The following is a 21347-nucleotide window of genomic DNA, read 5'->3' as shown; positions in this document are numbered from 1 at the left end:
CTCCTTCCCCCATTTATGGGGGAAGGCCGGGATGGGGGACAACGAGCACAATAAAATCACCTAACCGCCAACAGCCCCACCACTTCGCGCACGTCGGCCACTTCCTCTAACTCCAGACAGATCGCTTCTAGCCGTTCGACCTGCTCCAGCGGCAGCACGCGCAATGCCAGACTGCGGTACTTCGCCAGCAGCGCCTCAAGACTTAACGGATTAGTCGGCGCGCCCGACGGCACCGGCACGTGCTGCTGCCACTGCGCGCCCTGCACGGTTTCCAGCCGCACCCACGGTTCATCGTCGCGGCTCTGCTGCTCATCGATCACCAGCACAATGCGCGCCAGCAGCGCTTCCACCGCTGGATGCAGACGTTTAGCGTCCTCATAGCTCGCCAGCTCGGCTGAGCCATACAGCGCGCGCGCCGCCAGCGCATAGGGCAAACTCATCTGCGCCGCCGCCAGACTGCGCAGCTCGCGTCCACCACACATCTCCAGCAGGAACGGATTAACGCCCACCACAATGCGCGCAATCTGCTCTACCCGCACATCATGCTGCTGCAGTAACCTACTCAGCGCATCAATCGCCGCGTGGGTGCCACGGCAGGATGCGTACGGCTTGATTGAGCAGCGCGCCAGCTTCCACACCGCGCCCAGATCCGCCGTCAGCGCCTGCGGCTGCTGCGTCTGTGGCGCTAAGGTCTGCAGGAAACCGCCCCAACGCTCTTCGAATACTGCAGCAGGCCCGTTGATACCGCGCTGTGCCAGCAGCGCGGCCTGCACGCCGCCTTCTGCGGCGCGTGCGGCATGCAGTTTTTTGGTGTGCGAGCCGTCGTGGATAAAGCCCCATAAACCGCCGCTGAAGCTGGCGGCAATCCCCAGCGCCGACGCGCACTGCGCGCGATCCAGTTGCAGCAACGAGCAGACCGCCGCTGCCGCACCAAACACGCCGCAGCTGGCGGTGGAGTGCCAGCCCGCACCGTTGTGGGCGGAGTAACCACCACAGGCTTCTAATACCCGACGACCGATGTCATAGCCAATCACCATCGCGACGATCAGCGCCTGACCGTCCACCGGCTGCGTCGCCAGCGGCAGCGCCGCCAGCAGCGCCGGGATCACCACCGCACCGGAGTGATCGCAGCCGCCGGTATCATCGAGTTCATACATGTGCGCCGCCACGCCGTTCAGCCATGCCGCCTGACGCGCATTAACCTGCTGCGCGCTGCCCCATACCTGCGCCTGTGCGTGCCCGCCCTCTGCATTAACCAGCGCCAGACACTCGCGCCAGATCGGGCTATCGCAGCCCGCCAGCGAGGCGCCGAGCGTATCCAGCAGATGACGTTTCGCCTGCTCCACCAGCGGCTGCGGCAGTTGTGCGAAGTGGCTCTCGGCGATAAAAGCCGCCAGTTGATCAAGCGTGCTCGCCATGCACACCTCCGATGATGCGGCTAAACACCTCCGCCGGATGCGAGAAATCATTCTCCGGCTGCGTCTGCCAGTGTGCCGCCACCTGCTCAGCGGTGGCGATCCACACGTTGTGCTGTTGCAGCGTGTCGAGCAGTGAACGCAGCAGGCCAATGCGTCCGGCGGTGCCGATAATTTCCGGATGCAGCCGCAGCAAATAGCACAGACCAAAGCGGTGGAAACCGTGGAAATCCAGCGTCATGTTCGCCAGCGTTTCGCCATAGGGCGCGATGCGCGATTGGCCTGGCGGGATCGCCGGGCTGAGATTAAAAGCAAAGTACGGCTCATCTTCTAGCGTGTAGTGCATCGGCAGCTCAACTAAGCGCGTGCCGGGATGGAAGTACGGCAAATCGTCGCCGCGCCAGCTTGATGACCAGCGAATGCCGCACTCAACCAGCGCCTGCGCCAGCTCCGGTTTCCACTGTCCGGCGGGTGTGCGGAAGCCGACGATATTGCGACCGGCGACCTGCGCCAGTTTGTCGCAGCCGCGCGTCACGCTGGCGATCTGCTGCTCCAGCGTCAAAGCCGAGAAATCTTCATGCACATCGCCGCTACAGGCGATTTCATGGCCATCCGCCACCATGCGCTGCACTAATTCTGGCTGCTCTTCGGCGACAATCGCAGGCATGCACCAGGTTGCTTTGAGCTGCTTTTCCGCCAGCAGCGCCAGCACGCGATCGACGCCGCGCAGCGTGCCGTAGCGCCACACCGACAGCGTTTTATCGCGCCCCGCCACCGCCGGAGCCTGAGTGAGAATGCCGTGAATATCGTTGAAATCGATAGTGAGGATCGCCGCCGACTGGAAGCCCAGCGGCCAGCGTGAAGGTTCAGTCATGCTGTTGCTCCTGCAAATACCACTGCGCCACCGCGTCGCAGCGCGCAAACCACACGTCATCGCGCGCCGTCATATGTTCAAACAGCTGTTCGAGCAGCAAAAGCCGTCCCGGCTGCCCGGAGATTTTCGGGTGGAACAGCGTGGTGAGGCACAAGCCTTCATCCATCGCGCCATCGAACTCGCGCTGCCAGTTATCACGCGTGTGCGCATAGCTGGCGATACGGTCACCGCCTTTCGGGAAATCAGGCTGGCGCGTGTAGGCCAGTGAAGCGTAATCGTCCATCTCCCACTTGCCGGGAATCTCTACCAGTGGCGTATGGCCCGCCACTGGAATGCTGTAGGGGCGATCGTCACCGCGCATGCTGCTGGAGTAAATCACGCCCGCGTCGCGCAGAATCTGCGGCGTTTCGGCATGCCAGTCGCCCGACGGCGTACGAAAACCGCAGGCGGTGATGCCAAGATAGTGCTTAAAGATCTCAGCGGATTTCGCCATCACCGCGCGCTGTTCATCCGGCGAAATCGACCAGAACGATTCGTGGCGATAGCCGTGATAGGCCACTTCGTGGCCCTGTTCAATAATCGCCTGACACTGCTGCGGCCACTGCTCCACTACCCACGCCGGAACGAAAAAGGTGGCGGGAATCTGGAAGGCGCGCAGCAGGTCGAGCAGACGCCCGAGCGCGCGGTACGGCCCGTAGGCCCCAAAGGTAAAATACTCTGGCGTTGACCACAGGCTGCCATTCAGCATGGCATCGCCGGTAGGACCGTCGAGGTCAAACGCCAGCGCCATGCAGCCGCGTTTACCCTGCGGCCAGCGCACTGCGCCCGGTTGTTGCATCTGCGCGCTCCTTTAGCCCTGGTTGACCGTTGCTTTCGTTACGCCGTTGTCGGCCAGGCCCCATTTGCCGAGGATTTTCTGGTATGAACCGTCAGCAATCATCGCGTCGATAGCGGCCTGCACTGCGGTGGTCAGCTCCGTCGCATCTTTACCAATCGCCATGCCGGTGTACTGGAAGGAGAAGGCTTTATCGAGTGGCTTATATTTACCCTTTTCCAGATCCATGATGTACGGCAGGGTTTCGCTGCCCTGCACCACGCCATCCAGACGGTTCTGACGCAGCTGGGTGCGCGCATCGGCGGTGCCTTCGGCGCCGACCACGATGATGGCGGGCTTGCCAGCCGCTTCACAGTGCGCTTTGGACCATTTGGCAATCTCCAGCGGGAAGGTGGTGCGACGGCTGGTGCCGACTTTCTTACCGCACAGGTCCATGGCGCTGTTGATATCGCTGCGCGCGGATTGGGTGTAGAACTGCGGGCCGGTTTTGAAGTAGTCGATAAAATTCACCACCTGCTGACGCTCTTTGGTGTCAGTCATGCCGGACATCACCAGATCAACACGCTTGGTCACTACCGCGTTCACCATCTGCTCGAAGGCGATCTCCTGCCAGTTGATCTTCACGCCCAGCTTTTCACCAATCGCCTGGCCGAGATCGTAATCCACTCCGGTCAGCTGGTTAGTCGCCGGATCTTTGAAATCCATCGGCGGATAGTTCGGCATGATCGCGACCGTCAGCCCTTTCTCTTTGATGGCGGCAGGCACGGCGATATCTGCCCAGGCAGACGATTGCAGCAGCACGGCGGCACTGATGGCACTCAATAACAGCTTTTTCATATTCACCCCGGTCACGTTAAAGAAGAATCGCGTTAATAAAGTTTTTCATCCGTGGATTTTGCGGGTTCAGCAGAATGTCTTCCGGTGCGCCCTGCTCGATAATGCGTCCCTCGTCCATAAACACCACCTGATTGGCCACCTCGCGGGCAAAGCCCATTTCGTGGGTGACCACCAGCATGGTGGTGCCCTCTTTTGCCAGCTGGCGCATCACCGCCAGCACTTCGCCCACCATCTCCGGATCCAGCGCCGAAGTGGGTTCGTCAAACAGCATCAGTTTGGGTTTCATCGCCAGCGCGCGGGCAATCGCCACGCGCTGCTGCTGGCCGCCGGAGAGCGACTGCGGATAGTCGTGCGCTTTATGCGCCATGCCAACGCGATCCAGCAGCGCCATCGCCTCTTCACAGGCTTCTCGCTTCGGACGCAGCATGACGCGACACGGCCCTTCAATGATGTTCTCCAGCGCGGTTTTATGCGGGAACAGATTGAAGCGCTGGAAAACCATGCCGGTTTGCAGACGCTGACGCGCAATCTGCTTGTCGCTTAAGGCATGCAATTTATTGCCGGCGATGCGATAGCCTGCCAGTTCGTTGTCGACCCAAATCCCGCCTTTATCGACCTTCTCCAGCTGATTAATGCAGCGTAAAAAGGTGCTTTTGCCGGAACCGGACGGCCCGAGGATGCACATCACCTCGCCGTAGTTCACTTCCAGGCTGACATCCTTTAGGGCGTGGAACTGGTCGAAATATTTGTTCACCTTGACGGCGCGCACGATGTTTCTCATGTTTGGCTCCTGCTTACTGACGCTGACGATGGCCGCGTGAGAAGTAACGTTCCAGTCGGCTCTGCCCAAAGGACAGCAGCGTGACCACAATCAGGTACCAGATGCCCGCCACGAACAGCAGCTCCATCACGCGCGCGTTGGCGAAGTAGATGGTTTGCGTGTTGTAGAGCAGTTCGGAGTACTGAATCATGCTGGCGAGGCTGGTGGTTTTGATCATGCTGATAAACTCATTGCCGACCGGCGGCAGAATCACGCGCATCGCCTGCGGCAGAATGATGCGATGCAGCGCCTGCAGCCGTGGCATGCCGATGGCTTTCGCTGCTTCGTACTGTCCGGTATCCACCGACAGCAAACCTGCACGCACCACTTCCGAGGTATAGGCGCCCTGATTGATGCTCAAACCGAGCAGCGCGGCAAGGAACGGCGTCATAAAGCTGACGGTTTGCACGCTGAACAGGCCGGGAATGCTGATGGTCGGGAACACCAGCGCGAGGTTAAACCACAGCAGCAGTTGCAAAATCAGCGGCGTGCCGCGGAAGATCCACGCGTAACCCACGGCGATGTAGTGCAGCACCGGGTTTGGCGACATGTACATGATGGCGGTGATCACGCCGAACAGGATGCCAAGCCCCATCGCCAGCACTGACATGATTAGCGTATTCACCACGCCGTTAAGAATCGCCTGCGCGGTAAAGAACTGGCCAACGAAGGACCACTCAATGTTGCCGTGGGCAAAGGCATTCACCAGCAAGGCCAGCAGGATAAGAATCACTGCGGATGCGGTAATGCGCCCGTAATAGCGGCGCGGCACCACCTGATAACGATCGAGATCGTAATGCGTCTGCTCGCGGCTGTTGTTTAAACTCGGCTCAATCGGCGTTGACGACATAAAAGCCTCCTCAGGCGCGCGGGCCAGCGTAATCTTCGGTCCAGTGCTGCTGGTCCTGCATCAGGGTTTGCAGACGCGCCAATTGCTCACGCACCCGTGCCGGCGCGGTGCCGCCGTAACCGCTGCGCGCCGCCAGTGCGGCTTCCAGCGTCAGGGCACTGCGCACTTCTGGCGTTAAGCGCGCATCCACCGCCTGCAGCTGTGCATCACTGAGATCTGACAGGCCGCAGTTTTCACGCTCGCACAATTGCACCAGCTGGCCGGTGATCTCATGCGCCTCACGGAACGGCACGCCGCGCATCGCCAGCCAGTCGGCCACTTCGGTGGCCAGCGTGAAACCGTCAGGTGCCTGCTCGCGCATCACCTCGGTATTGAATTTCAGCGTCGCCATCATCCCCGCCATTGCCGGCAGCACCAGCAGCAGCGTATCGACCGCATCAATCACGTTGCGTTTGTCGTCGCTGAGATCGCGGTTGTAGGAGAGCGGCATTGCTTTCATGGTGGTGAGCAGCGCCATCAGGTTGCCGACCAGGCGGCCAGAGCGACCGCGCGTCAGCTCGGCGATATCCGGATTTTTCTTCTGCGGCATGATTGAGCTGCCGGTAGCGTAGCTGTCGTGCAGCTCGACCCAGCGGAACTGGCGCGAGGCCCACATGCACACCTCTTCGCATAAACGCGACAGGTTGATGCCAATCATGCTGGTGACAAACAGAAATTCGGCGGCGTAATCGCGGCTGGCAACGGCGTCGATGGAGTTCTCGCACGGCGCGAGATAAGCGAGATCGGTAGCGGCTTGCTCCGGCTGGCGCGCAATCGCGGATCCGGCCATGGCGGCGGCACCGAGCGGACAGCGCGCGCTGCGGCGATCCCAATCCTGCATGCGTTCAATATCGCGAGCGAAGGATTGCGCATGCGCCAGCAGCTGATGCCCGAACACAATCGGCTGCGCCTGCTGTAAATGGGTGAAACCGGGCGCGACGCTTTCGGTGTGCTGCGCCGCCTGCTCCACCAGCGCCTGCTGTAATTCCAGCAGCGCGCGGGCGACTTTGCGGCCGTTGTCACGCAGGTAAAGACGCAGGTCGTTAACGGTTTGATCGTTACGCGAACGTCCGGCGCGCAGCTTGCCGCCCAGCGGGCCTAAGCGTTCGGTCAGCGCACGTTCGATAAAGGTGTGCACATCTTCATCGGCAGCAATGGGATGCAGTTGACCGGCACGATAATCGGCGTCCAGCGCATCAATCGCCGCCAGCATGGTGCTGAGTTCTTCTGCGCTTAGCAGATCGCCGCGCGCCAGTTCACGGGCATGCGCCCGGCAGCCCGCCAGATCGTAAGGTGCTAATGCAAAGTAATAATCCGGGCTACGAGACAGCGCGGTTAAACTCGCCGCCGGTGCCGCTTTAAAACGCGCGCCCCATAACAGTTCGGCATTATCAGACATGCTATTTCCCCTCACAGATAATTTCAGCGATACGAAAAAGAGATGAATGCGCCACTAGCGATAATAAAAACTTATTTTATGAACAAACTAGTAAATACCGCGCATTTCAGGTTCACTGTACAATCACCGCAATTATTCCGGAGTTGAATAGCAAAAATGGAAAGTAAAGTTTCCCAGTCCGGAAACAATGCAAATAATCGCAGCGATAATGCGGTTCTGGCACTGAGTAATATCGATTTAAAATTACTGCGGGTATTTAAATGCGTGGTAGAAGCCGGCGGATTAACCGCCGCCAGTCACGAATTGAATATTGGTCTGGCAGCAATCAGTAAACAGGTTTCCGATCTGGAAATTCGGCTCGGCATGACGTTATGCAGCCGTGGGCGTGAAGGTTTTGAGCTGACGCAATATGGCATTAACGTCTATCAGGCCACGCTGGAGCTGTTTGTGTCGCTGAATCTGTTTCGTGAGCGGCTGCACAACAGTCGCAACGAGCTGCTGGGTGATATCGCCATTTGCGTGGTAGACAACACCATTTCTGACCCGCAATCGCCGGTCACCGCCGCGGTGCAACAGCTGCACCAGAAAGCGCCAAAGGTACAAATTCGATTACAAACCGCCCAATTAGACGATATTGAACGCGGCATCAGCGAAGGTCGTTTTCATTGTGGGGTGGCGCCGGTTTATGAAATGAAAAGTGATTTTGATTACTTCCCGCTTTATAAGGAATATTCAAAATTATATTGCTCTATGTCACACCCTTTATATTCAGGCTCGCGCGATAAGAGTATATCGCTGGAGACATTACGTGAGCAGAAAATCATTAATCATTTATATGTGACGCCACGCGACGATCGTCGCATCATTCCCTTGCAGGAGAGTGGTGTACAAGCGGTACAGGTGGAATCGGTGGCTATGCTGATTTTAACCGGCCATTTTATTGGTTATTTACCGGAGCATTATGCCGCCGCGTTTATTGCGCGCGGTCAGCTATGCGAATTGGGTGATGATTCAATTCGTCGCGAAAACCCGTTTTGTCTGCTGATGAAAAAGGGGCGCAAAATAAATCCGATTATTAAGCTTTTTATGCAGGCGCTGGGGATAGCCGAGGCGGAAGCGGCGCACTGAGTTGGTGCATTTTGGGTTGGTGCTCGCTGTCCCCCATCCCGGCCTTCCCCCACGAGTGGGGGAAGGAGACGCTGCCACATGCAACTTCAGAACTAACATATAGCAGCATCTTCCTCCCCCACTCGTGGGGGAGGACCGAGGAGGGGGACTGCGAGCACAAACTTAGGAGGGGGACAGCGAGCACAATCTCAGCGCAACACCTTATACATCACCGTGGTCGCATCCAGCACACCTTCAGTCGACTCCGCATACTGCGGAATCGCCCCGGCAATCTGCCAATCCATCGACAAATACAACGCCGTCGCCACGTCACCGCTGCGTGTGTCCAGTACCAGCAAACTTTTGCCCTGCTGCTGCGCCAGCTGTTCGGCTTGTTGCATCAGGCGGCGGGCAATGCCCTGACGGCGCGCGCGCGGATGCACCAGCAGCTTGCTGATCTCAGCACGGTGGCGACCATTCGGCATCGCGCTGAACCCCACCATCACCGTCGCCACAATCACGCCCTGCTGATACGCCACCAGCAGTTGGTTGTCGCCGCTCGCCAGGCTGTAAATTTTGTCCTGCCAGAAATGCTCAATCGCCGCGCGATCTCTAGCATCAATAAAGCCCACGCTGGCACCGTCGGCTACGCAGCCCTGCAGCACATCACTTAACGCCGCCAGCAGCGGTTGCGCCTGGGTGGCGCTGAGAGGTTCGATCTCAATCATGGTTTGCATACCACCAAAATGTAGCGCGCGCCGCCTTCGGCGTGGGCCTCGAAGGCGGATTTGCCGGTGAGATGAAAGCGCAAGCAATCGCCCGCCTGCAGCGTCCAGCGCTGGTCATCCATCAAGATTGTCAGCTCGCCCGATTGCAGCCAGATATGCTGCTCCAGCCCCTGCACCGGCGGTGCATCGTAATCGATGCGCGCGCCAGGACGCAGCACGCCCTCCACCAGCTCCGCTTTAAAATGGCTGGCGGGCGGCGACACGTTGCGGCGCTGAAAACCGCTGGCGGCATCATGCCACACCGGCTGCTGCTCCGCTTTCAGCAACAGCGCCGCCTCCTCTTCCACCTCGCTGAGCAGGCGTGACATGGTCAAACCGTAAGCGACACACAGCCGATTAAGCAAAGCGGCTGTCGGGCTGGTTTCAGCGCGCTCAATTCGCGACAATGAAGCCCGACTGATGCCGGTCGCCATCGCCAATTCATCTAATGACCAACCGCGCTGCACGCGCAGTTCGGCCAGTCTTGACGCTAAGCGATCGTCAGTTTCCGAAGCAGACATCTTCACCTCTCAATTATGGGAATTAAATCTCATATATGAGATAACACTACGAATCCTCAACAAGGTCAAGTTGTACAACTAAAAAATCGTTGTACAACCCAGTCGTGGGGGTTAAGGTGTTGTTATGCAGGTCAGAATTTTTGAGGACTTTATGGCCTTATACAGTATCGGGGACGTAGCCGAACGCTGTGGAATCAACCCAGTAACGCTTCGCGCATGGCAGCGACGTTACGGTCTGTTAAAGCCGCAGCGCACCGAAGGTGGTCATCGGCAATTTGATGATGAAGATGTTCAGCGTATCGAAGAGATAAAACGCTGGATAGAGAGCGGCGTGCCCGTTGGCAAAGTGAAAGCGTTGCTGGAAGGCGCCACCGTCAATGTGCACGACGGCTGGTCGGCACTGCAGGAAGAGTTGATGAGCGTGCTGCGCCACGTGCGCCCGGCTAAATTACGCACCAAAATTGCCACTATTGGCCGGGAACATCCGGTGGATGCGCTAATCGATCATGTGTTTGTGCCGGTTCGCCAGCGTCTGGGCTTAGATCAGAACACCGCCCGCACCATGTGCAGCCTGCTGGATGGCGCATTGATCGATTATGTGGCGTTTTGCCTGGCAGGCGCGCGTAAGAAAGCCGGTAAAGATGCACTGATGATTGGCTGGGCGGTGGAAGATCGCACCCGCATCTGGCTGGAAGCCTGGCGCTTAGCGCAGCAGGGCTGGCGCATGGATGTGCTGGCGGAGCCGCTGGACATGCCGCGTCCTGAACTGTTCCCTGGGCAAAACCTGTTTATCTGGACCGGTAAAAAACCGACGCGCCGTCAGCAAGAGCAGTTTGAACACTGGCAGGCCCAAGGTTTTGCGATTCATCTGCACGATCCCGCATAAGCAAAAATCGCACACACGGCCTTTGCCTGGCGGAGTGTGCGCGTTATGATGCCGCCCTAAATTTCTTTTCTCAGGTCTCCTTATGAACTGGAATAAACTCCTTATCGGTTCCCTGTTCGCCATCATGGCGCTTGGCGGCATGGGCGGCATGATGCTGGTCGGCTACAGCCTTATTGTGCATACCAACTAAGTTTGCGTTGCACCCGCTCTAACAGACGATCGCAAATCAACGCCAGCAGCGCCACCAGCAGTGCCCCCTGAATGACATAAGCGGTGTTAAAACCGCTCAATCCGATGATCACCGGCGAGCCGAGGCTTTCTGCGCCCACGGTAGACGCAATGGTGGCGGTACCAATACTGATCATCACCGATGTTCGCACCCCGGCCATGATCACCGGCGCGGCCAGCGCCAGCTCAATCTGCCATAAACGCCGCCACGGTCCCATGCCGAGGCCAACGGCTATTTCACGATTGCTGGCCGGCACGCTATCTAAACCCGCCAGCGTACCCTGCAGAATCGGCAGCAGCGCGTAGAGAAACAGCGCCATGATGGCGGGCGTCGCGCCAAATCCCATTACCGGCACCGCTATCGCCAGCACCGCCACCGGCGGAAACGTCTGCCCTGCCGCAGCTACCGTTTCCAGTAATGGACGAAACGCGCGCCCGGCCTGCCGCGTGGCAAACACCGCACAGCCCACGCCGACTACCACTGCCAGCAGGCTACCGCTTACCACCAGCGCCAGATGCGCCAGCGCCAGGCGCCAGAAACTCTCCTGCTGATAGAGCGGCCGCTCAAGCTGCGGAAACCAGTGCGCAAACAGCGGGCCGCTGTGCGGCAATCCCCACAGCAGCAGCAAAAAGGCCGCCAGCAGCCAGTAGAGTGGATCGCGTAACAGCCGCATCAGCTCGCCTCCTGCTGGCGCAGCAGATCGCTAAAGTGCAGCACGCCCAGCGGCTGTTGCTGCTGATCAACCACCGGGAGTTTATCGGTGCGGCGCGCAATAAACTGCGACAGCGCTTCACGCAGCGTGAGTGATTCGGCGATCGGTTCCGCATCGAGCCATTCGCCGCGCCGTGCCGCACTGCCGGCGCGACCCAGTGCCAGCAAACGTACGCCAAGCTCGCTGCGACCAAAGAATTCGCGCGCAAAGTCATTCACCGGCTGCGTAAGCAAATCAATCGGCCTGCCCTGCTGCACAATTTCACCGCCATCCATCAGCACCAATTGATCGGCCAGCGTGAGCGCTTCGTCGATGTCATGCGTGACCAGCACCACGGTGCGCCCGGTCATTTTCTGGATGCGCAGCATCTCGTGCTGCAGCGCCAGGCGATTGACCGGATCGAGCGCGCCAAACGGTTCATCCATCAGCAGCAGTTCCGGATCGGCCGCCAGCGCGCGCGCCACGCCGACACGCTGCTGCTGTCCACCCGAAAGCTGATGCGGCATGCGCGATACCAGGTGGCTATCAAGATTAAGCAGCGCCAGCAGCTCGTCGACGCGCTGATTGATCCTCGCCTGCGGCCAGCCCAGCAGCGACGGCACGGTGCCGATGTTTTTCGCCACGTTCCAGTGCGGGAACAGGCCAATCGACTGAATGGCGTAACCGATGCGGCGGCGCAGCGCGCGGGCATCCATGCGCTCAATCGGTTCACCGGCAAAACGAATTTCACCGCTGTCGTGCTCGACCAGCCGGTTGATCATCTTCAGCGTGGTGGATTTGCCGGAACCCGAGGTACCAATCAGAACGGTAAAACTGCCCTTCTCAATCTTTAGCGACAGGTTGCGTATCGCCTCTTTCCCGGCAAACACTTTGCTCACCTGATGAAATTCAATCATGACGTCTCTCCAGCAGTGCCGACAGTAAACGCAGCAGTGCATCAAAAATCACCGCCAGCGCCACCACCGGAATCACGCCCAGCAGCACCAGATCGAGCGCGCTGCTCAGCAATCCCTGAAAAACAATGGCACCAAATCCACCCGCGCCAATCAAGGCGGCGACCACCGCCAGGCCAACGGTTTGCACCACCACCACGCGCAAGCCAGAAAGCCACACCGGCAGCGCCAGCGGCAGCTCGGCCAGCCAGAACTGCTGCCACGCACTCATGCCCATGCCGCGCGCGGTTTCGCGTACTTCCTGCGGCACCTGCTGCAAACCGGCCACCACGCTGCGCACCAGCGGCAGCAGCGCATAGAGCACCAGGGCAATCAGCGCGGGTGCAATGCCGATGCCGCTAATGCCCCAGCGCGCCAGCACCGGGAAATGCGCGACCAAACCGGCCAGCGGCGCAATCAGTAAGCCAAACAGCGCCACCGACGGCACGGTTTGAATCAGGTTCAGCACGCTAAACGCAGCGTTCTGCCAGCGTTGACGACGCGCAATCGCCAGGCCGAGCGGCAAGCCGATCAGCAGCGTCGGCAACAGCGTACCGCCGAGCAGCCACAGATGCTGGTTGAAGGCCGCGTCGAACACTGCCGTGCGGTTGGCATACTCTTTCAATAACGAGAGACGATCGAGGTGACCGCTGAGTAGCAGCAGCAGCGGCAACAGCCAGATTTGCAGGTTGAGCACAATGCGCCACGGTGTGCTGGCCGTGATTTGCCGTACCGCTTCGGCCGCCAGCAGCAGCGACAGAGCCGCGGCGCACCATAAGCCGCTGCCAAACGCAGTGCGCGCCAGCGGACTACCGCTGTTCGCCAACGCCGTCGCCTGTTGCCCGGCGAGCCAGATAAGCAACGCCAGCATGACGTCGGCCGCCAGCAGCAAGCTGACCGCGCTGATACGCCGCGCAGGCCACCATAATCCTTGCCACAGCCACAGCAGCGGTATCAGCAGCAACCCGCTATTCGCTATCTGCCAAAATAACAGCGGCTGCCCGGAAACCAGACGATTAGCGGCGAAGCTCAGCAGCGGCAAGGCAAACAGCGCCAGCGAGATAAGCGTGATTAGCACCAGCAGCACCGGCTGCTGGCGGGGTCTGAATAACAACGACGACACTGTTTACAGCAACTTATTCTGCTGTAACCACTGTTTCGCGACCTGACTGGCATCCTGACCATCGACCGCAATCTGCGCATTCAGCTGTTGCAGGGTTTTCTCATCCAGCTTGCTGAACACCGGCTGCAGCCAGTTACCGATCTCAGGATACTGTTTCAGCACGCTGGCGCGAATCACCGGTGCAGGCGCGTAAATCGGCTGCACGCCTTTCGGATCGCTCAGGGTTTGCAGGCCGAGCGCCGCCACCGGACCGTCAGTGCCGTACGCCATCGCGGCGTTCACGCCGGAGGTTTGCTGCGCCGCCGCTTTGATGGTCACCGCGGTGTCACCGCCCGCCAGCGACAGCAGCTGCGACTGCTCCAGCTTGAAGTTGTAAGCTTTTTCAAACGCCGGTAACGCATCGCTACGTTCGATAAATTCTGCCGATGCCGCCAGTTTGAAAGTGCCGCCTTTTTTCAGGTATGCACTGAGATCGTCCAGTGAATTGAGGTTATTCTTCTGCGCCACGTCGCCGCGCACCGCGATGGTCCACGTGTTGTTGGCTGGCGCTGGCGTCAACCACACCAGCTGGTTTTTGTCAGCATCGAGCTTTTTCACCTTCTCGTAGCCCTGCTGAGCATTTTTCCACGCCGCATCTTTCTCATCGTTGAAGAAGAAGGCGCCGTTGCCGGTGTATTCCGGATAGATATCCAGCTCGCCTGCGGTAATCGCGCCGCGCACCACCTGCGTAGTGCCGAGCTGGATTTTGTTAACCGTTTTCACCCCGTGTTTATCCAGCACCTGCAGGATGATATTGCCGAGCAACGAGCCTTCGGTATCAATCTTAGAGCCAACCTTCACCGGATCCGCCGCATGCGCCGCACCCACGCTCATGGCGAGCGCCATCATCCCCAATAAACCCTGCTTTATCATCTCGCTTCCCTCATTTGTTTTCATTGTGTGACTATCAAGCGTAGCCTGGCGAATAGCGATGGGCGCGGTCAAGCAGCTTACTTCGTGCTTTTTTTGCTATCGATAGCGGGTTGGTTATAACCAAAACGCAGTTCATATAACCAAATTGAATTTTTAATGCCGAGGCGGCGGCTTATGCTCACCGTCCCACTCATTACAATAAATTACAAAACATCATGACCGATTTAGCTTCTCCGGCGCACGTGGCGCAGGCAGGGAATACACCCACCGGTGAGACCAAATGGATTCGCAGCGCGGCCGACATTTCCGGTTTGGTTAATAACAGCGACGAATCGCGCAGCAACGCGCGCATTGTCATCGCCATTGCGCTGGGCGGCGTGTTTCTTGATGCCTACGATCTCGGCGCATTAGCCTTTGGTATTAAAGACGTGACGCGCGAGTTCCAGCTCACGCCTGCCGGCACCGGCATGGTGGCCTCGGCGATCACCTTTGGCGCGATTGTCGGTGCCTTAATTGGCGGCTATCTCACCGATAAAATTGGCCGCTATCGGGTGTTTATGGCCGATATGTTCTTCTTCGTGGTAGCGGCATTAGCCTGTGCCTTTGCACCGAACGAATATGTGCTGGCCGGTGCACGCTTCGTGATGGGACTCGGCGTTGGCATCGATTTGCCCGTGGCGATGGCGTTTCTTGCCGAGTTTTCGAAGCTGCGCGGACAAGGCAACAAAGCCGCCAGCGTGGCGATGTGGTGTCCGACGTGGTACGCGGCGATCAGTATCTCCTATCTGCTGGTACTGCTGCTGTATGCGGTACTGCCGGAAACCCACACCGATTGGCTGTGGCGTTTAATTCTGGGCTTTGGTGCGGTGCCCGCGCTGCTGATCATTGCCATTCGCAGCCGCTACATGAGTGAATCGCCGATTTGGGCCGCCAATCAGGGCAACCTGAAAGGCGCGGCAGAGATTCTGCGCAACGCCTACAACATCAACGCGCAGGTGGCGGAGGATGCCGATCTGACACCGCAGAAAGCGGTACGCAAAGCCAGCTGGCGCAACTACGGTGCGCTGCTGCAGGGCGTCTATCGCCGCCGCACTATTCTGGCCACCGTGACGTCAATCGCTTCATCGTTTGCCTATAACGCGGTGGCGTTTGGCCTGCCGGTGATCATCTCAAGCTTCTTTGCGCAATCGATGCTGACCACAATTCTGGTGTCGCTGGCGCTTAATCTGCTGTTTGCGTTTGTTGGCGGCTTGCTGGCGGTGCGGCTGGTGCCACGTCTCGGTGCGTGGAAGATGTCGGTTGCCGGTTACGCCTGTCAGTGCGTAGCGCTGCTGGGATTAGCGTTGATTGGTCGTCCGGAAGGTGGCGAACAAGCGGCGGTGGCGATTGCCATGCTGGCACTGTTCCTGTTTGGTCAGGGCTTTGGTCCCGGCTCGCATACCATGACGTTTGCTTCGCTGAGCTATCCGGCTTCGCTGCGCGGCGTGGGCGTTGGCTTCAACCAGACGCTGATGCGCGGCAGTTCAACCGTGTCGCTGTTTGCCTTCCCCCTGCTGGTCGCTGCGTTTGGTACTGGCGTGTTCTGGGTGATCTTCCTGGCGCCACTGATTGGCTTGCTGGCGCTGCTGGCGATTCGCTGGGAGCCGTCGGGCTACGACGTGGATGCGGAAGATTTTCAGTGATACCTAAACACTGACTTCACCGAGCGCACGTGTTGTAGCGGCGCAATTTATTGCGCGATAAATCGCGCCGCTACGGAGTGTGCAATTATGCGGTCAGGCGGAAATCGCCGAGCGTATTGGGGATGCGCGGGAAGGTGTGCAGGAACCACGGCGTAAACTGCTCGGGGTTTTCTGCCATCTCCTGCTGAATTTGAGCAATCGAGCGATAACACCACGCATCAGCCTCTTCCGGATTGAGTACCGGCTGCTCATCGCTGATGGCGAAAAACACGTGGCCATATTCATGCTCGGTTAAACCGTTGCTGAGCGGCAGGTTATAGCTGAGTTCAAACACCGGCGTTAGCGTAAGTTTCATGCCCATCTCTTCACGCAGACGGCGTTCGGCGGCATCACGGGTCGACTCTTGCGGATAGGGATGACTGCAGCAGGTGTTGCTCCATAACCCACCGCAGTGATATTTCCCACTGGCCCGACGCTGCAGCAGCACCTCATGGCGCGAATTGAACACGTAAACCGTCACCGCACGATGCAGCAATCCTTTTTCATGCACTTCCAGCTTTTCCATTTGGCCGATAGGGCGATCGAGGTGGTCGACGAGAATAACTTCAATGGCGGACATGACAACTCCTTCGGAAAATTCGCAGCTATTGTACACAACCTCCCCGGCGTTAATGGAGGAAATAGCGCATATTCCGTGCGTTAACGTGGGCAACGTAAAGCGTAGCAGCCTGCGGACATTTCAGCACAAAAAGGCGGAAAAAGGGGTTAACAGAGGAGATGCGGGCGGTGTGTAATACGGTCGCCGCCATCAATGACGACCGTATTGTGTAGCATCGCCATGCATGGCGACCGAGTCGATTACAACTTAAAGCTCTGCACCACCTGCTCCAGCTGGACGCTCTGCTGCTCCATCGCTTGCGCGGCGGCAGAGACCTGCTCAACCAGCGCGGCGTTCTGCTGGGTGCTGCCATCCAGCTGAGTAATCGCCACGTTGACCTGATCGATACCCATGCTCTGCTCGCGGCTCGCCGACATGATTTCACTCATCAGCGTGGTGACGCTGCTGACGCCTTGCATCAGCTCATCCATGGTTTGCCCGGCCTGCTCCACCAGTTGGCTGCCGGTATCGATATTCGCCACCGACTCCTCAATCAGCTTTTTGATTTCACGCGCCGAGTTAGCCGAACGCTGCGCCAGATTGCGCACTTCCGAGGCCACCACGGCAAATCCGCGGCCCTGCTCACCGGCTCGTGCGGCTTCTACCGCCGCATTGAGCGCCAGGATATTGGTCTGGAAAGCGATGCTGTCGATGACGCTAATGATATCCACCACTTTACGCGACGATTGGTTAATCGCTCCCATGGTGCTCACCACCTGACGCACCACTTCGGTACCGCGCGCGGCGACTTGTGAAGCGCCGTCGGCCAGCTGATTGGCGTGCGTGGCGTTATCGGCGTTCTGCCGTACGGTGCCGGTCAGCTCTTCCATCGACGCGGCGGTCTCCACGATCGAACTGGCCTGCGACTCCGTGCGCGCTGAGAGATCGGCGTTGCCGCTGGCGATTTCACGCGAAGCGGAGGTGATCGCCAGCGCGCTGTCGCCCACCTGGCGCATCAGCCCCTGCAGATAAGCGATGAACTGGTTAAAGCTCTGCGCCACGGCGTTGAATTCCGGGCTATTGCTGGCAGGCAGACGCTGCGTCAGATCGGCACCGCCGGTCGACAAGGCTTCGATGTTGCGATGCAGCAACGCCAGGCGTTTCATCATCGCCCGCACGAAACCGAGCAGCACCAGCAGCAGGATCACCGCCAGCGGGATCTGCACCAGACCCAGACGCGTCAACATGCTATGCGTCTGCGCATCCAGCAAACTGGAGGGCACATCACTGGCGAGATACCACGGGCTGCCAGCTATCGCCTGCAGGAACAGCGTGTGTTCACCATCTTCCCCTGCAAAGGTGGTTTGTGTCGGCTGGCTGCCCGCCTGCGCTAACAAGCCTTTCAACGCGGCGGCCATCGGCAATTGCGTATCCGCAAGATTTTCCAGCTTCGGCGCACCCTCCACCAGCGCGGCGTTGCCAACCACTTTGCCATCGGCTTCAACGATCAGTACGCGGCCCTGAATCGCCTCGCCCATCTGTTTTGCCAGCTGGTTGAAGAAGCCCAGCGTCACATCAATCGTCGCGACGCCCCACGCGGTGCCGTCGCGATAAATCGCCATGGCGCAGTTGGTACGCGGCTGCGGGCTGGCGGCATCCTGATAGGCTTTCGCCCAGGCGCACTGACCTTTTGGGGCGGCCAGGCCATCTTTGTACCAGGACTGTTCCCAGTATTTGTCGGCGGCGTCTGAGTTCCAGTAGGTGTTGACCTGCAGCTGATTGCTGGCGTTACGCGCAAAGAACGAGCTGTTTTTCTCTTTCGCCGGATCGCGACGATTCGGTAATGGCCAGATGCCACCGCCGAACACATTGCTGTCCTGATATTGGTTGACTAAGGCGGGCAGCAAGGTATCGATGGTCGCACTGTCCATCACGCCAGCCGCTTCGGTGATAGCACGCTGCTGCGCCTGCACACGGTTCATCTGCTCGATGATGCGTCCGGCCAGGCCGTCCACTTCGTAGCGCACCAGGCGGCTTTCATTATGAGAGAGCTGCGGGGCGATAAACTGATTGATCACCAGCACGGTAATCAGCATTAGCCCGGCAAAAAAGGCGACCAGCGTCGCGGTGAAACGGGATTGTGTTGTTTTGAACATTATGTGTGCCCTTACCCTGGTTGGCGAGTTGCCTGATCGAGGTTAACGGCGTGTTAATGGGGATCTTGAGGTGAGCGCGATCACAAAGCAGTGAAATAGTTGATTTGAGTGATAATTTAAAATCGTAGGGTCGGCATTAATGCCGACCGGGTTTAGGGTGCGGGCGGCTCCACCACTTCCTGACGCGGGCGGAAAATATGATTATTCCCGTCCGCCAGCAAACGCTGCAGCAACTGCTGGCCACCGCGATCGTCGGCTTGTGCGAACTGGCGTTCGGCTTCGGTTATCGGCGTTGACCACAGCAAATTCACCCGGTCACCATCGCGTTTCGGCAAGCGAAACTGCGCAGCTTCCGGCGCCAAATCATTAGCCAGCAGGAAGCTTTCAAAACCCACCGGTGCCACTTCTGATGCCAGCGTATGGCCTTCGCCAATCCACGTCAGCCGCGCCCACGGCAGATGCGCAAACTCTGCCAGCGCGCTCGCCATCTGCACCGCATTGGCTTCGGTCATCACTTCTCCGTCTACGGCCATCGCCAGTTCAACGCGGCGATACTGCGGGGCCAGCTCATCAAACAGGTGATCCACCTGCGGCATTGGGCGAATCCCCATACCAAGAGTGAGAAAAACCCAAACGCCGTTGTGTAAATGCTGCGAAATCGCCATCGGCGGCCAGTTGCCTTGATCGATGGAGTAATACTTGACCGATTCGCCAAACTGCGCCTGATAACACTGCATCAGCTCGCGCTGCACCACATCCCACAGATGCCCGTCGTGCCAGTCGCGCCAGAAATGACGCTGCTGTTCGGCACGCGCGTAATAGTCGTTGGTCGAAGCCGATCCAAGCGGTGCGGTCAGGCGATTTTCTTTGATACAGGCGGCAGAGAAACTCACCTGCTTGTCCTGATACAGGCTCCAGCCGGGGATCACCGCCAGCAGCTGACCGTAATACCATAACGCCGCACCGTCATCGCTTGGCTCCCACAGCACCTGTAATCCGGCCGGATCGAGCATTGGCTCAGCTTCCAGCGTACGGCAGTACTCCGCACTCAGCAGCGGCGCTATGCCCTGCTCCATCGCTTCACGATCTTCCTGCGCCGGCGCAGGCAACAGATTGCGCAGCCAGCAGCCGCGCACCGCATATTGGCTACGAAACAGGTCGTTCGGCCAGATATAAAAATAGGCCGTACGCGCGTCCTGTTCGACGATAGCGGTTAGTGTGTGTTGCTGATTCGGCACCTCAGCAATCAGAGGTTGGTGGGTCATAACGCCTCGATATTACCTGGAGGAATCCATTTTCCCCGAGAATAGAGCAGGATCGGCACTCGTGCCATGTGACACAAGGGTAAAACTCTCAAAGTGCGTGCTGGCGTAAATGAAAACGGCGGATCAGTGCCAGCATAACGCGCTGACACGCTTCAAATTATTTCGCGATTCTTTTGCCGTCACGCATGGTATCGTCGGCGCATTCCTCTGTGCGGAGCTGCCGATATGGTGCTGCAAAACCTCGATTTGAACCTGCGCGACGTGGTTATCTGCGCGATGTTAGTGTGGCTGTTTATACGCTATACGTGGGTAATGTCGTCGCTGAGCATCATGCTGGCGGGCGCCGCACTGCTGGTGTTGTTGCCCACGGACATTTACTTCAGTTTATTACCGCTGGCGCTGATTGGCGTCGGGCTTGGTATGTTGATCCATCATCATCAGCAACGTCGGCTGGCGCTGCAGCGCGAAGCGCGCACCCCACGCACCTATACCAAAAAGCAGGACGAGCTTAATCTACCCTGAACGGCCCATGCGCTGCATGGCGCGCGTGTAGGCGCCGCGCTGAATTGACCAGCGCAGCAGCCCGGCAAGCACCGCAATTTCCCGGTCCACCAGCCACTGATTGACCGGCCCAATCGGCTGCTGGATCTGCTGTTGCGCCCAGGTTGGCAGCAACCCCATTCCCGCTTTCAGCATCACCTGCATGGCCGGCTTTGCCTGCCAGCTTGGCGCAGGCGCATTGATTAATAGCTGCATCACTTCCAGCGTGCGCTCATCGCAGATCAGCTCAGGGCGCATTCTCTGTAAATAGTCCTCAACCGCCGGTACGCTTTTCGGCACCAGCTGCGCGCCGAGCGCTTCGGCAATCAGCGCCGCTTCCTGATAATAGCGATCCTGATCTTCCCGGCTGAGCTGCGGATTTTTGTAGCGCAGATGCGCCGCCAGAAAGCGGCTGGTCTCGGCAACGTGCACCCAGGTCAGCAGATGCGGATCGCTGGCGGCATAAGGCTTGCCGGCGTTGTCGATGCCGGTAACGCGCAGGTGAATACGTTTGACGCGCTCAATCAGAATATTGGCATCCACGGTATTGCCGAAGGTGGTGACGGCGATAAACTGGCTGGTACGCCGCAGGCGGCCCATCATGTCCTGACGGAAGTTGGAGTGATCCCACACGCCGGCCAGCGCTGCCGGATGCAGCATCTGCAACATTAAGGCGCTGATACCGCCGCACAGCATCGCCGTGAAATCGCCGTGCACGCGCCAGATAACGTGATCCGGACCAAACAAGCCAGGATCGCCGGGCGGTTGCGAGATATCAAATTCATTGAGTGACAGGCCGTTGAGGCGGAAGACTTGCTGTTGGATACGTTCGCGGATGTTCATTGAAT

21 protein-coding genes are annotated in these 21347 nt (G+C 58.7%); 4 read left to right on the top strand and 17 right to left on the bottom strand.

The window, feature by feature from the left end; genetic code table 11:
- Nucleotides 1–56 precede the first annotated feature (56 nt).
- Genes AC790_RS03900 through argH form a run of 7 tightly spaced genes read right to left on the bottom strand, consistent with a single transcriptional unit; the run spans nucleotide 57 to nucleotide 7069 of the window.
- On the bottom strand, nucleotides 57–1418 hold the full coding sequence (locus AC790_RS03900) for an MmgE/PrpD family protein (protein ID WP_049850959.1): 1362 nt from the start codon (nucleotides 1416–1418) through the stop codon (nucleotides 57–59).
- The gene (locus AC790_RS03895) at nucleotides 1402–2289 is read right to left on the bottom strand and encodes a polysaccharide deacetylase (RefSeq protein WP_049850958.1); all 888 of its coding nucleotides are present in this window, start codon (nucleotides 2287–2289) and stop codon (nucleotides 1402–1404) included. Before AC790_RS03895 ends, AC790_RS03900 begins: the two co-directional genes overlap by 17 nt.
- Nucleotides 2282–3127, bottom strand: coding sequence for a polysaccharide deacetylase (locus tag AC790_RS03890; protein WP_007887795.1), 846 nt, complete (start codon nucleotides 3125–3127; stop codon nucleotides 2282–2284). The genes AC790_RS03895 and AC790_RS03890 overlap by 8 nt, the downstream gene beginning before the upstream one ends.
- A 12-nt stretch (nucleotides 3128–3139) precedes the next feature.
- Nucleotides 3140–3961 (bottom strand): ABC transporter substrate-binding protein, encoded by an 822-nt coding sequence (locus AC790_RS03885; RefSeq protein WP_049850957.1) that lies wholly within the window; start codon nucleotides 3959–3961, stop codon nucleotides 3140–3142.
- A gap of 16 nt (nucleotides 3962–3977) precedes the next feature.
- Nucleotides 3978–4742 carry an amino acid ABC transporter ATP-binding protein gene (locus AC790_RS03880; protein ID WP_007887797.1) on the bottom strand — a complete coding sequence of 255 codons (765 nt, stop codon included), beginning with the start codon at nucleotides 4740–4742 and terminating at the stop codon, nucleotides 3978–3980.
- Nucleotides 4743–4755: 13 nt separating this feature from the next.
- Nucleotides 4756–5631, bottom strand: a complete 876-nt coding sequence (locus AC790_RS03875) for an amino acid ABC transporter permease (RefSeq protein ID WP_007887802.1) — start codon at nucleotides 5629–5631, stop codon at nucleotides 4756–4758.
- Nucleotides 5632–5641: 10 nt separating this feature from the next.
- Nucleotides 5642–7069 carry an argininosuccinate lyase gene (gene argH / locus AC790_RS03870; RefSeq protein ID WP_049850956.1) on the bottom strand — a complete coding sequence of 476 codons (1428 nt, stop codon included), beginning with the start codon at nucleotides 7067–7069 and terminating at the stop codon, nucleotides 5642–5644.
- A 156-nt stretch (nucleotides 7070–7225) separates the two neighbouring features.
- Between argH and AC790_RS03865 the strand changes: the two genes are divergently transcribed.
- A complete protein-coding gene (locus AC790_RS03865) occupies nucleotides 7226–8197 on the top strand; it encodes a LysR family transcriptional regulator (RefSeq protein WP_007887814.1) in 972 nt (323 codons plus the stop codon).
- A 188-nt stretch (nucleotides 8198–8385) separates the two neighbouring features.
- On the opposite strand, the gene AC790_RS03860 is transcribed toward AC790_RS03865, so the two are convergent.
- The gene (locus tag AC790_RS03860; protein WP_007887816.1) at nucleotides 8386–8904 is read right to left on the bottom strand and encodes a GNAT family N-acetyltransferase; all 519 of its coding nucleotides are present in this window, start codon (nucleotides 8902–8904) and stop codon (nucleotides 8386–8388) included.
- The gene (locus AC790_RS03855) at nucleotides 8901–9464 is read right to left on the bottom strand and encodes a helix-turn-helix domain-containing protein (RefSeq protein ID WP_007887818.1); all 564 of its coding nucleotides are present in this window, start codon (nucleotides 9462–9464) and stop codon (nucleotides 8901–8903) included. The genes AC790_RS03860 and AC790_RS03855 overlap by 4 nt, the downstream gene beginning before the upstream one ends.
- Nucleotides 9465–9615: 151 nt before the next feature.
- Here AC790_RS03855 and AC790_RS03850 point away from each other — a divergent pair, with 151 nt between their 5' ends.
- Complete coding sequence (locus tag AC790_RS03850; RefSeq protein ID WP_007887821.1) at nucleotides 9616–10350, top strand: MerR family transcriptional regulator; 735 nt, start codon at nucleotides 9616–9618, stop codon at nucleotides 10348–10350.
- Between the two features lie 170 nt (nucleotides 10351–10520).
- Here AC790_RS03850 and AC790_RS03845 read toward each other — a convergent pair whose 3' ends face one another.
- Genes AC790_RS03845 through AC790_RS03830 form a run of 4 tightly spaced genes read right to left on the bottom strand, consistent with a single transcriptional unit; the run spans nucleotide 10521 to nucleotide 14258 of the window.
- Nucleotides 10521–11252 carry an ABC transporter permease gene (locus tag AC790_RS03845; RefSeq protein WP_007887823.1) on the bottom strand — a complete coding sequence of 244 codons (732 nt, stop codon included), beginning with the start codon at nucleotides 11250–11252 and terminating at the stop codon, nucleotides 10521–10523.
- Nucleotides 11252–12187: an ABC transporter ATP-binding protein gene (locus tag AC790_RS03840; protein WP_049850955.1), complete on the bottom strand. Its 936-nt coding sequence runs from the start codon at nucleotides 12185–12187 to the stop codon at nucleotides 11252–11254. The genes AC790_RS03845 and AC790_RS03840 overlap by 1 nt, the downstream gene beginning before the upstream one ends.
- Nucleotides 12180–13346, bottom strand: coding sequence for an ABC transporter permease (locus AC790_RS03835; protein WP_049850954.1), 1167 nt, complete (start codon nucleotides 13344–13346; stop codon nucleotides 12180–12182). Before AC790_RS03835 ends, AC790_RS03840 begins: the two co-directional genes overlap by 8 nt.
- Before the next feature lie 3 nt (nucleotides 13347–13349).
- Nucleotides 13350–14258, bottom strand: a complete 909-nt coding sequence (locus tag AC790_RS03830; RefSeq protein WP_007887831.1) for an ABC transporter substrate-binding protein — start codon at nucleotides 14256–14258, stop codon at nucleotides 13350–13352.
- Nucleotides 14259–14473: 215 nt separating this feature from the next.
- Here AC790_RS03830 and AC790_RS03825 point away from each other — a divergent pair, with 215 nt between their 5' ends.
- Nucleotides 14474–15940: an MFS transporter gene (locus AC790_RS03825; RefSeq protein ID WP_049850953.1), complete on the top strand. Its 1467-nt coding sequence runs from the start codon at nucleotides 14474–14476 to the stop codon at nucleotides 15938–15940.
- An 85-nt stretch (nucleotides 15941–16025) separates the two neighbouring features.
- Here AC790_RS03825 and idi read toward each other — a convergent pair whose 3' ends face one another.
- From idi to AC790_RS03810, 3 genes are all read right to left on the bottom strand, one after another.
- Nucleotides 16026–16559, bottom strand: a complete 534-nt coding sequence (gene idi / locus AC790_RS03820) for an isopentenyl-diphosphate Delta-isomerase (protein WP_007887840.1) — start codon at nucleotides 16557–16559, stop codon at nucleotides 16026–16028.
- Between the two features lie 239 nt (nucleotides 16560–16798).
- Nucleotides 16799–18694 carry a methyl-accepting chemotaxis protein gene (locus AC790_RS03815; RefSeq protein WP_049850952.1) on the bottom strand — a complete coding sequence of 632 codons (1896 nt, stop codon included), beginning with the start codon at nucleotides 18692–18694 and terminating at the stop codon, nucleotides 16799–16801.
- A gap of 152 nt (nucleotides 18695–18846) precedes the next feature.
- On the bottom strand, nucleotides 18847–19959 hold the full coding sequence (locus AC790_RS03810) for a suppressor of fused domain protein (protein WP_049850951.1): 1113 nt from the start codon (nucleotides 19957–19959) through the stop codon (nucleotides 18847–18849).
- A 225-nt stretch (nucleotides 19960–20184) separates the two neighbouring features.
- Here AC790_RS03810 and AC790_RS03805 point away from each other — a divergent pair, with 225 nt between their 5' ends.
- Nucleotides 20185–20481, top strand: a complete 297-nt coding sequence (locus tag AC790_RS03805) for a hypothetical protein (protein WP_007887845.1) — start codon at nucleotides 20185–20187, stop codon at nucleotides 20479–20481.
- Here AC790_RS03805 and AC790_RS03800 read toward each other — a convergent pair.
- Entirely contained in the window at nucleotides 20473–21342 is an 870-nt protein-coding gene (locus AC790_RS03800) for an oxygenase MpaB family protein (protein WP_049850950.1), read from the bottom strand. The genes AC790_RS03805 and AC790_RS03800 overlap by 9 nt on opposite strands.
- Nucleotides 21343–21347: the final 5 nt, after the last annotated feature.

This window comes from Pantoea sp. RIT-PI-b, from assembly GCF_001187905.1.
Taxonomy (GTDB): domain Bacteria; phylum Pseudomonadota; class Gammaproteobacteria; order Enterobacterales; family Enterobacteriaceae; genus Pantoea; species Pantoea nemavictus.
The sequence above is the reverse complement of the archived record's forward strand: the minus strand, read 5'-3'. Positions and strand labels throughout refer to the sequence as shown.